9 protein-coding genes and 1 pseudogene are annotated in these 11,894 nt (G+C 38.0%); 8 read left to right on the forward strand and 2 right to left on the reverse strand.

The features are described 5' to 3' along the window. The 3 genes from ADF62_RS08535 to gltX form a co-directional block, all read left to right on the forward strand. Positions 1-159: transposase (locus ADF62_RS08535; protein WP_048788601.1), on the forward strand; the 159-nt coding region annotated here is incomplete at its 5' end. Between the two features lie 283 nt (positions 160-442). Then, positions 443-2,413 (forward strand): peptide ABC transporter substrate-binding protein, encoded by a 1,971-nt coding sequence (locus tag ADF62_RS08540; RefSeq protein ID WP_003092023.1) that lies wholly within the window; start codon positions 443-445, stop codon positions 2,411-2,413. Positions 2,414-2,594: 181 nt separating this feature from the next. Further along, the gene (gene gltX / locus ADF62_RS08545; RefSeq protein ID WP_003091903.1) at positions 2,595-4,049 is read left to right on the forward strand and encodes a glutamate--tRNA ligase; all 1,455 of its coding nucleotides are present in this window, start codon (positions 2,595-2,597) and stop codon (positions 4,047-4,049) included. Positions 4,050-4,558: 509 nt separating this feature from the next. On the opposite strand, the pseudogene ADF62_RS10515 reads toward gltX, so the two are convergent. After that, a pseudogene (locus ADF62_RS10515) lies at positions 4,559-5,309 on the reverse strand (IS30 family transposase). A gap of 614 nt (positions 5,310-5,923) precedes the next feature. On the opposite strand from ADF62_RS10515, the gene ADF62_RS08555 reads away from it, so the two are divergent. From ADF62_RS08555 to jag, 5 genes are all read left to right on the forward strand, one after another. Then, positions 5,924-7,123, forward strand: coding sequence for an argininosuccinate synthase (locus ADF62_RS08555; protein WP_048788603.1), 1,200 nt, complete (start codon positions 5,924-5,926; stop codon positions 7,121-7,123). Positions 7,124-7,449: 326 nt separating this feature from the next. Then, positions 7,450-8,835: an argininosuccinate lyase gene (argH, locus tag ADF62_RS08560; RefSeq protein ID WP_048788607.1), complete on the forward strand. Its 1,386-nt coding sequence runs from the start codon at positions 7,450-7,452 to the stop codon at positions 8,833-8,835. An 84-nt stretch (positions 8,836-8,919) separates the two neighbouring features. Continuing rightward, complete coding sequence (gene rnpA, locus ADF62_RS08565) at positions 8,920-9,255, forward strand: ribonuclease P protein component (RefSeq protein WP_003095974.1); 336 nt, start codon at positions 8,920-8,922, stop codon at positions 9,253-9,255. Positions 9,256-9,370: 115 nt separating this feature from the next. After that, positions 9,371-10,177, forward strand: coding sequence for a membrane protein insertase YidC (locus tag ADF62_RS08570; RefSeq protein WP_048788604.1), 807 nt, complete (start codon positions 9,371-9,373; stop codon positions 10,175-10,177). A gap of 11 nt (positions 10,178-10,188) precedes the next feature. Continuing rightward, positions 10,189-11,238 (forward strand): RNA-binding cell elongation regulator Jag/EloR, encoded by a 1,050-nt coding sequence (gene jag / locus ADF62_RS08575; protein WP_048788605.1) that lies wholly within the window; start codon positions 10,189-10,191, stop codon positions 11,236-11,238. 76 nt (positions 11,239-11,314) lie between these two features. Here jag and ADF62_RS08580 read toward each other — a convergent pair. Continuing rightward, the coding region (locus ADF62_RS08580) for an IS3 family transposase (protein ID WP_048788606.1) at positions 11,315-11,894 on the reverse strand (580 nt) is incomplete at its 5' end.

Genomic DNA, 11,894 nt, shown 5'->3' on the forward strand with positions numbered 1-11,894 from the left:
AACAGACATTTTTGGGCAGAAGGTTATTATGTAAGTACGGTAGGACTTAATGAAGCCACAATTAAGAAATATATTCAGGAACAAGAGAAGCATGATATCGCTTTGGATAAATTAAGCGTGAAAGAATATGAAAATCCCTTTAGGGATAACGGTAAGTAATGCGAATGCCTCTTTGAGAGGCTTGTGACGAGTCAAAAGCAATAAGGCTTGAACAAAGTGAAAGCCAGCGTCTTTAGGCGCTGGCTGGTATTATGGGCTTATAGCCCTTGGTCAAACCACCCGTTAGACGGGTGGTTATGATTGAGCTAGATAGGAATACTTGAGTAGAAAATAAAAAATCTTCAGAAAGTAGTGTTGATTGTTGGAGGTTATGGTATAATTTACGCGTATACACATAATTTTTGATTTAAAACTTTTACGTTACAATTTAAGGAGGTAATGAATGAAAAAGAGTAAGGTATTTTTACTGGTAGCCGTAGGCCTGTTATCTGTAGGTGTATTAACGGCTTGCTCGTCATCAAGTAAGACGTCTGGTAAGACTTATAATTATGTTTACGGTGGCGATCCTGCAACCCTAGACTATGTTTCTACAAATAAGAAAAATATGACAACAGCCGTTAGTAATGGTGTTGATGGTTTGTTTGAAAATGACCAATACGGGAATCTAAAACCTTCTGTCGCTGAAAACTGGTCTGTTTCTCAAGATGGTTTGACTTATACTTACAAGATTCGTAAGGGTGTCAAATGGTACACTTCAGACGGCGAAGAATATGCCAATGTAACAGCTAAAGACTTTGTAACAGGTCTTAAGCATGCTGCTGATACTAATTCTGAAGCGATTTATTTGCTACAAAACTCAGTTAAGGGCTTGAATGATTACCTTTCAGGTGCCAACAAGGACTTCTCAAATGTAGGTATCAAAGCAGTTGATGATTACACTTTGCAATATACGCTTAGTCAACCAGAACCTTACTGGAACTCAAAATTGACTTACTCTGTCACTTGGCCTGTTAACGCAGGATTTTTGAAATCTAAAGGAAAAGATTTTGGTAAGTCAACGGATCCAACGTCTATTCTTTATAACGGACCATACCTTCTTAAAGCTTTGACAACTAAATCGTCTATTGAGTTCACCAAGAATGAAAATTATTGGGATAAGGATAATGTCTACTTTGACAATATCAAATTAACTTATGATGATGGATCAGATCAAGAGTCTTTGGAACGTAAGTTCACTGATGGTGTCTATACATTAGCTCGCCTCTTCCCTAATAGCTCAAATTATTCTAAGGTTTCTAAAAAGTATAAAGATAATATCTATACTACTCAACCAGCAGCATCAGTAGAGGGGGTTGGTATTAATATTGATCGCCAAACTTACAATAATACCTCTAAAGAAAATGACCAACAGAAATCATCAACTAAAGCAGCACTTCTTAATAAGGATTTCCGTCAATCATTAGGATTTGCCATTGATCGTACAAATTATGCGGCTCAGTTGAATGGTAAAGAAAGTGCTAATACAGCTGTTCGTAATATCTTTGTTAAACCAGACTTTGTTCAGGCAGATGGTAAAGATTTCGGAACAATGGTAATGGATCAACTTCCAGCTTATGGTGATGAGTGGTCTGGTGTGAATCTTGCAGATAGTCAGGATGGTCTTTACAATCCAGAAAAAGCTAAGGCTGAGTTCGCGAAAGCTAAGGAAGCTCTTCAAGCAGAAGGAGTTCAGTTCCCAATTCATTTGGACGTTCCAGTAAACCAAACAAGTAAAATTTTTGTGAATCAAGTGCAATCTCTCAAACAGTCTATTGAAGCTACACTTGGAAAAGAGAATGTTGTAATTGATATCCATCAATTGTCAGCTGACGATTTCTACAATATTACTTACTATGCTTCGAATGCAGCAGCAGAGGATTGGGACTTGTCGGTTGGTGTTGCTTGGGAGCCTGATTACCTCGATCCATCTACATATCTTGATGTTTTGAAAACGACTAGTAGCGAAAACACTAAGTCCTTTATGGGTTACGACAATCCAAATAGTCAAGCTGTGGAAAAAGTAGGTCTTAAAGAATATGACCAATTAGTTGAAGATGCTTCTAAGGAAACTACAGATTTGACACGTCGTTATGAAAAATATGCTAAAGCTCAAGCATGGTTGACAGATAGTGCCCTCTATCTTCCAACTACCGCTTATAGTGGTGCGGCAACGGTAGTTTCTCGCATCCAGCCATTCTCAGGAGCTTACGCTCAAGCTGGTGATAAAGGTTCTACTTACTACTTCAAGTATATTAAATCTCAAGATGATATTGTAACTAAGAAACAATATGATTCAGCTTATAAAGATTGGCTTAAAGAGAAAGCAAAATCTAATGACAAAGCTCAAAAAGATCTTGCAAAACACGTTAAGTAAACTATCGAAAACGTCTACCTTTAGGTAGTCGTTTTTTTGACAAAATTCCTCGAACCACCTTTAGATTGTGTTATAATAAGAGGGATTGGTACTTATAAGCTTATGCTTAAGCTTGGGGAGAGCCTTCAAGCTAACCAGGTATCCAAAGACTGAAGAATAAAACATAAAAAGGAGATTTATCTTGGCTAAAGATATCCGCGTTCGTTACGCACCAAGTCCAACAGGGCTACTACACATTGGTAATGCCCGTACGGCATTGTTTAACTACCTCTATGCACGTCATCATGGCGGTACTTTCATTATCCGTATTGAAGATACTGACCGTAAGCGTCACGTTGAAGATGGTGAACGTTCACAGCTTGATAACTTGCGTTGGTTGGGAATTGACTGGGATGAAAGTCCTGAAACACATGAAAATTACCGTCAATCAGAGCGTTTGCCACTTTACCAAAAATATATTGATCAACTTTTGGCAGAAGGTAAGGCTTACAAGTCATATGTAACTGAAGAAGAATTGGCTACAGAACGTGAACGTCAAGAAGCAGCAGGTGAAACACCTCGTTATATTAACGAGTTCCTTGGTATGACTGAAGAAGAAAAAGCTGCTTACATCGCAGAACGTGAAGCGGCTGGCATTATTCCTACAGTTCGTTTGGCTGTTAATGAGTCAGGAATCTATAAATGGCATGATATCGTTAAAGGAGATATCGAATTTGAAGGTGGCAATATCGGTGGTGATTGGGTTATCCAGAAGAAGGATGGTTACCCAACTTACAACTTTGCGGTTGTTGTTGATGACCACGATATGCAAATTTCACACGTTATCCGTGGAGATGACCACATTGCCAATACACCAAAACAGCTTATGGTTTATGAAGCTCTTGGTTGGGAAGCGCCTGAGTTTGGACATATGACCCTTATCATCAATTCTGAAACTGGTAAGAAGTTGTCTAAACGTGATACTAATACCCTTCAATTTATCGAAGATTACCGTAAAAAAGGTTACCTTCCAGAAGCGGTCTTCAACTTTATTGCTCTTCTAGGTTGGAATCCTGGTGGCGAGGACGAAATCTTCTCTCGCGAAGAACTTATCAAACTCTTTGATGAAAACCGTCTAAGCAAGTCTCCAGCGGCCTTTGACCAGAAGAAACTGGATTGGATGAGTAATGACTACATCAAGAATGCTGATTTCGATAAGATCTTTGCTCTTTGCAAACCTTTCTTGGAAGAAGCTGGTCGTTTAACAGATAAAGCTGAAAAATTAGTGGAACTCTACAAACCACAGATGACAGCTGCAGAAGAAATTGTTCCTCTTACAGATCTCTTCTTTGAAGATTTCCCAGAATTGACAGAGGCTGAAAAAGAAGTTATGGCTGGTGAAACAGTACCAACAGTACTTGAGGCCTTTAAAGCCAAACTCGAAGCTATGTCTGATGATGAGTTTGTTGTTGAAAACATTTTCCCTCAGATTAAGGCTGTTCAAAAAGAAACAGGAATTAAAGGGAAAAACCTTTTCATGCCAATCCGTATTGCTGTTTCAGGAGAAATGCACGGTCCAGAATTGCCAGACACTATTTTCTTGCTCGGTCGTGAAAAATCTATTAAACATATTGATCAAGTTCTTGCAACACTATAAAAAAACTAACCCAACATTTGTTGGGGTGTATAAGCAGTATGTCAGCAATCATATGATTTTAGTTAAGAGTGTTTTTATAATAGATTTGTAATAAAAAGTAGAGAGAAGTTAAGATTTGGTTGGTGTTTCTACTACGCCATTGACATGTATCCATAAATTGAGGTTATCAGTCAGTTAAAGAGCTTGAGGTATCTAGGCTCTTTTTTATATTTTTAGTTTTTTCTAATAGGAATGACGCTAAATTATATATTTATCTTACAATAAAGTAGGTTAATTTTTGAAAGGAAAAGTGGGAGTCTAGAGATGATCGTTTTGTTTACGGTTCCACGTCTATTGGCTCTTTTAATTGTTAGTCGTGATATGTCAGGTTTGCTCAAAGCTTGGAAGAGTAAATGTTGGTTTATCGTTGGGAGTCTCTTGCTTATTTGTAGGAGGCATTACGGGATGGCTTTTAGCACATCTGCTTTTCTACCTTTTCTTAGGATAAATTGCAAGAATAAGTGCAACATTTACTCTAACTCATCTAATAGTGCTTCACAAGCGGTTCTGTAAGCTAAACATTTTCGTGTCGGTGATTGATATCATATAGGGCCTTGTTCAAAGCCTTATCAGAGATAGTGGCTAAATCCGTTTTCTTTGGGAAGTATTCTCTTGGTAAGCCATTTGCGTTCTCATCGCTTCCTTTCTGCCAAGATGAATAGGCGTCCGCTATCTTGAAAGCTAAGTAAAAACAAGTTTTTCGCTCTAGAAAGGTCGCTAAACACCTCTTACTTTTGCCTCTGGAAGACACCACAGTATCAAGTTTCCAGTGGCCAAAAGTTTCACGATTCTAGACCTCTTTGGGACGTTTGGCAATTGGCGTACCAATTCTAAATCTTCCACGTGTTTCTTTGGGCTGTCGACTTTTTCCTTTACGACGAAGGACGCTCAAATCCAGATCAATCAAACCATCATAGAGCCAGTTATAGATGGTTTTAAAAGCTACCATTGGCTCTTGTTCAAACTGATAGCGGCCACAAATCTGTTCAGGCGACAGGAGGATTTTAAACTGTCCTCAATTTCCTTTTTCAACTCTGGTGTCAAACAAGACTTCCGACCTTTTTGTTTAGCCCTGTGGTCATACTGTTCCTGTGCTAAGGCTGCGGAATAACCATTTTGGCATCGTCTTAATTCTCTTGAAATGGTAGACTTATGGACGCCAAGTTTACTTGCAATTTGGCAAGGTTTCAAACCTAATTTCAAGTCGGTTTCTATCTTTATTCAATCGGTTATGGTAGGATGGAGGGCAACTCATAGTTTTTTCTCGGCTTCTGTTTGTTTCGTTACTTACAGTTTACACCAATGAAAGGCTATGAGTTTTTTGTTGCACTATATTTTGCAATTTATCGGTCTAAAAAAGTATATGATTATCTTATAAGTAACTAATTTCTGTAAAAATACTAAATAGATGGCTTTTAGTGATGAAATTTATAAAAAATAGATTAAGAAATTGCAGTTCAGGATAAAAAACGACATTCATTCTATCTAAAATTGCTGTTGGATTCTCTACCGATGATGCTGTTGTTCAAAAGGTCTGTACTTTGTACAGGCCTTTTGGCATTTTAGAAGATAAATAGTTAAAGATGCTTTTGAATCTATTTGTATAGTTTCAAAAGTATTTTTTTATTTTTCATCACCTTTTGCATAAAATTGAATAAAAATTAATATTTAAGCACTTTTTAGGTCAAAAGAATAAATAAAAACAAATAAAACGAAATAAATATAAAAAAATAACAAAAAAGTATTGACAAGTGAATAAATATGCAATATAATTAATCTCGTAAGGTTGATAGAGATAGCAACCCTAAGAAAATATAAGAAAAGAGAAAAATATTATGTCAAAAGAGAAAGTTATTCTTGCCTATTCGGGAGGTCTTGATACCTCAGTCGCTATTACATGGCTTAAAAAAGATTACGATGTTATCACCGTTTGTATGGATGTCGGTGAAGGTAAAAATCTTGAGTTTATCCATGATAAAGCTTTGACAGTTGGAGCTGTTGAGTCATACGTGCTTGATGTTAAAGATGAGTTTGCGGAAGATTATGTGCTTCCAGCACTTCAAGCTCACGCTTACTATGAACAAAAATATCCTTTAGTTTCAGCCCTTAGCCGTCCAATTATTTCTAAAAAATTAGTTGAAATTGCTCATAAAACAGGTGCAACAACTATCGCTCACGGTTGTACTGGTAAAGGTAATGACCAAGTTCGTTTTGAAGTTGCCATCGCTGCTCTAGATCCAGATCTTAAAGTAGTAGCACCAGTGCGTAAGTGGAAATGGTCTCGTGAGGAAGAAATTGAGTATGCTAAGGCCAATGGTGTTCCAGTTCCGGCAGACCTTGATAATCCTTACTCAGTCGACCAAAACCTTTGGGGACGTGCCAATGAGTGTGGTGTTCTTGAAAATCCTTGGAATCAAGCTCCAGAAGAGGCTTTTGGAATTACCAATTCACCAGAGTTTGCGCCAGATGAAGCTGAATATGTCGATGTTACTTTCAAAGAAGGGAAGCCAGTTGCTCTTAACGGTAAAGAAATGAAATTGGCTGACCTTATCCAAGAAATGAATGTTATCGCTGGTAAGCATGGTGTAGGACGTATTGACCACGTTGAAAATCGTCTTGTAGGTATCAAATCTCGTGAAATTTATGAATGTCCAGGAGCTATTGCCCTTTTGACAGCTCATAAAGAAATTGAGGACTTAACTTTGGTACGTGAAGTTTCTCATTTTAAACCAATTCTTGAAAATGAATTGTCAAACCTTATCTACAATGCTTTGTGGTTTAGCCCAGCAACACAAGCTATCATTGCTTATATTAAGGAAACACAAAAAGTTGTTAATGGTATCGCTAAAGTTAAACTTTACAAAGGGCATGCTCAAGTAGTAGCACGTCAATCAGCTAATTCATTGTACGATGAAAACTTGGCTACTTACACATCAGCTGACAGCTTTGATCAGGATGCTGCGATTGGATTTATCAAGCTTTGGGGTCTTCCAACTCAGGTTAATTCACAAGTTAACCATCCGTTTGACAATTAATGACAGATTTCATAAGAAAAGTAGGATATGAGAAGAAAAATTCTTAATATCAGATAAAAGTGGACAGGGAGACGCATCTGATACTCTTTTCTTATAACTTATATTATTCTCGTGAAGACGTTCTGAGAGGCGTCACGAGCCTAAATAAAATACGACAGAGATCGGGTTTTAGGAAAACAAGTGTCCAGAGAGACAAATTAAGCTAGACAAATACTATCTAGCTTTTTTCATTTAAGTTATTGTGACCAAAGAGGTTGTTGCTTGTTATAAGTATTAAGAAAGGATGGAAGATTATCCCAGCGTGGGGCAATCTTCAACATAAAACTATGGCAGAAAATCATAAACTATGGGGCGGTCGGTTCGAAGCTAGTCTTGAAAAATGGGTAGAAGAATTTGGTGCTTCAATCTCATTTGACCAAAAGATGGCAGAGTTTGATTTGAAAGGATCTATTGCCCATGTAACCATGCTGGGTGAGACAGGAATTATTACCAAGGAGGAGTCTTTACAAATTAAACAAGGCTTGGAAGAGCTTCTGGAGGAATATAAGGCTGGTAAGCTAGAATTCGATGTTTCTAACGAAGATATTCATATGAATATGGAAAGTCTTTTAACGGCTAAAATTGGACCTGTGGCAGGAAAGCTTCATACAGCACGTTCACGTAACGACCAAGTAGCGACAGATATGCACTTATATCTGAAAGCCAAATTAGTGGAAGTTATTGAGAAACTTGATAATTTACGTAATACCTTGGTAAGTCTAGCAGACAAACATACCTACACAATTATGCCAGGTTACACCCACTTACAGCATGCTCAGCCGATTTCTTTTGGTCACCACTTGATGGCTTACTACAACATGTTCACACGTGATTCTGAACGTTTTGAATTTAATATCAAGCATACCGATATTTCCCCACTTGGTGCTGCCGCTCTAGCAGGGACAACTTTCCCTATTGATCGTAATATGACATCTGACTTAATGGGCTTCGCAAAGCCATATAGCAATTCCTTGGATGCTGTTTCCGATCGTGACTTTATTCTCGAATTCTTGTCAAACTCAAGTATTCTCATGATGCATATGACACGTATTTGTGAAGAAATCATTAACTGGTGTTCTAACGAGTTTAAGTTTGTAACTCTATCTGATACTTTTTCAACAGGCTCTTCCATTATGCCTCAAAAGAAAAATCCAGATATGGCGGAGCTTATTCGTGGAAAATCAGGTCGTGTTTATGGTAATCTGATTGGACTGTTGACTGTGATGAAATCACTACCTTTGGCTTATAATAAAGACCTACAAGAAGATAAAGAAGGTATGTTTGATACGGTAGAAACGATTACTGTCGCTATTGACATCATCGCAGGGATGCTCAACACTATGACTGTTAACGATAAACATATGGCAGATTCAACAGAGAAAGATTTTTCAAATGCTACAGAGTTGGCTGATTATCTTGCGTCTAAAGGACTTCCATTTCGTGAAGCACATGAGATTGTTGGAAAACTTGTCCTTGAGTGTACCAAAGCTGGCTATTATCTTCAGGATGTTCCTCTCGAACGTTATCAAGAAGTTTCAGATTTAATTGAAGAGGACATCTATGAGACACTCAAATCTCATACAGCTGTTGAGCGTCGTCATTCCCTTGGTGGAACTGGTTTTGACCAGGTTAAATGGCAAATCAAAGAAGCTCAAAAAGCTCTAAAAAAATAAGTCTCTAAGGCCCTAACCATAAGGTTTTGGGCTTTTTTGCTATTTATGATATAATAGTACTAATTTTGAGTTTGGAGTCGCATTTTGAAAAAATCTTATCGCGTTAAGAAAGAGAAAGACTTTAAAGCATTATTTGATGCAGGACACAGTGTTGCTAATCGAAAATTTGTTGTCTACAGTCTGAATCGTGATCTGCCTCATTTTAGAGTAGGTTTGTCGGTCAGTAAGCGTCTTGGTAATGCGGTTACTCGGAATCGGGTAAAACGTCGTCTACGACATGCACTGATGGACATGTCATCTCAGTTAGAACATCAAGATTTTGTCGTTATTGCTCGTAAAGGTGTTGAAGACCTAAGTTACCAAGACATTTATAGCAATCTCGTTCATGTCTTAAAAATAGCAAAGTTGTATAAGGGCTAAAAAATTATTTTGCTTCTTTACATTGTAGGATAAACTAAAATCACTCCTGATTTTTGAGATACTCTTAATGAATGGAAGCGAAGCAGTTCTTTATCGTATTAAAAAGGAGTTTTTAGTGAAGAAAAAACTTAATATATCTGTTTTAGGTGCAGGAGCTCTCTTGCTTTTGTCCGCGTGTGGACGAAGTGATGTTACAAGTCACTCTACAGGCCTTTGGGAACGTCTTATTTTAATGTTTGGGAAGGCTATTCAAGGGCTTTCATTTGGTGGTTCTATTGGATTAGGTATTATTATTTTCACGATTTTAATTCGTGCGGTAATGATTCCTCTGTATAATCGCCAAATTAAGTCAAGCCGTGAACTACAAGAGTTGCAGCCAGAGTTACGTCGCTTGCAGAGTGAGTATCCTGGACGCGAGAATCGTGAAGCTCTTGCTTATGCACAACAAGAACTTTATAAAGAGCATGGTGTAAATCCTTACGCAAGTCACCTTCCTCTTATAATTCAGTTTCCTATTTTGATGGCTCTTTACGGAGCTCTCACGCGAGTGCCAGAATTGCGAGAAGGAACATTTCTCTGGGTTGATCTAGGTCAGAAAGACCCTTACTTTATTCTTCCGATTTTGGCGGCTGCTTTCACTTTCCTTTCAACTTGGTTGACAAATAAGGCGGCTAAAGATCGTAGTGCAATGCTTCTTGTTATGAATATCATGCTTCCAATCTTTATTTTCTGGTTTGGAACTCAGATTTCTTCAGGGGTAGCACTTTACTGGGCAGTTTCAAACGCCTTCCAAGTTGTTCAGATTTTGGCTTTTAATAATCCGTTTAAAATCATTGAAGAACGTAATCGTTTGGAAGCAGAAGAAAAAGAACGTGAAGCTAAGATTCGTCGTGCCAAGAAAAAGGCGCATAAACGTAAATAAGGAGGCTTATTATGGTTGTCTATTCTGGACGAACAGTCGAACAAGCTATCGAAAAAGGTTTGAAAGATCTTAATTTATCCCGTATGAAGGCTCATATTAAGGTTATTTCTCGTGAGAAAAAAGGTTTTTTAGGGTTCGGAAAGAAGCCAGCTCGAGTTAGCGTTGAACCAATAAATGAAAAGATAGCTCATGAAGCAGATCAAAACACCGTTAAAGTGGCTCCTGATGCTATAAAACATCCGGATGATTTTGTTACAAGTTCCAAAGAAGAAACTATTGCTTCCAAGAAAGTGACAAAGCTTGTTACGGTTTCAGATAATAAGGAAGAGTCACAGGAAATCTTAACGCAACCAGTGGCTACTGAGACCTTTGGGGAAGAGTTGCCTGGTAAAATACAGGAGCAACCAAAGGCGACAGTCATTCCTTTATCTGTTAAGCGCGAGTCATCAGAAGAGGATGCTACAGAACCTGAGGTTACTTCTCTTGCGCCCAAACTAGAACCTGTTGCTCAACTTCAGACTGTAGAAACTTCAGAATCAGAAGATGATTTCAGCTCTTTTGTGGCATCTGAGTTTAGTTCAGATGAATCTTCTGAAAGCAATTTAGAAGATGTTCAAGCAGCTGCAGATGACGTTTTATCTTATCTTGAAAAAATCATCTATGAAATGGATGTTGATGCTAGTCTGGAGGTTAGTCACAATCGTCGTAATATCATTATACAGATTGAGACAGACCAGCCAGGACGTGTTATTGGCTATCACGGTAAGGTTCTTAAGTCTTTACAACTTTTAGCACAAAATTATTTGCACGACCGTCATTCTAAACGCTCTAGTGTTGTTCTTAATGTTCGTGATTATTTAGAGCAACGTACAGAGACTCTGATTGACTTAGCAGAAAAAATAGCAGCCAAAGTAAAAGAAACAGGGAGAGAGTATGTGATGGATCCAATGACCAACAGCGAACGTAAAATCATTCATAAGTCTCTCTCTCAAATTGAAGGTGTAGAAAGTCACTCAGAAGGTGATGATCCTAATCGTTATGTTGTGGTGACAAAAGTATAATTATAATAGAGTTTATTGCTTACAAAAACTAGTCTTATGGTGCTGCACCCCAATAATGGGACAAGCAAAAAACCTCTTATACGACCAGTTTTCTGTACTCTACAGGAGACTGGTCATTTAATTTTTGTTGAATTCTAGTTTCATTATAAAATAGGATGTAATTTTTAACAATATCTGTTATATTATCTTTGGTTAAGTTTCTCCATTTATGGAGATAGAAGATTTCAGACTTGAGAACAGGATGGAACCATTCGATACAGGCATTATCTGCTGGTGTTTCTTTTCGGGACATGGAGCGGGTGATACCTTTTTCTATACAAGCCTGATAGTAGGCTTTTGAGGTGTAGACAGATCCCGGATCGCTGTGTAAAAGTACCCCTTGAGGTATCTCAAGTTGATTAAGAGTGTCGGGCACAAAGTCCGTATCTTGGCACTCGGAGATGGTATAAGCTACTATTTCACGATTATAGAGATCCACGGTTGAAGATAGATAAAGTCTACAGTTTCCAAAGTAAAGGTAGGTGATGTCTGTGACAAGCTTCTCCATAGGCTTGTCTACCTGAAAATCACGATCTAGCTTATTGTCTGTTACGTGGTAAGTTTTACCTAGATTTGGTACTTTCTTGGGACGTGTCCGACAGAGCCATCCACTCTCC

Source organism: Streptococcus sp. 1004_SSPC, from assembly GCF_001069025.1.
Classification (GTDB): Bacteria; Bacillota; Bacilli; order Lactobacillales; family Streptococcaceae; genus Streptococcus; species Streptococcus vestibularis.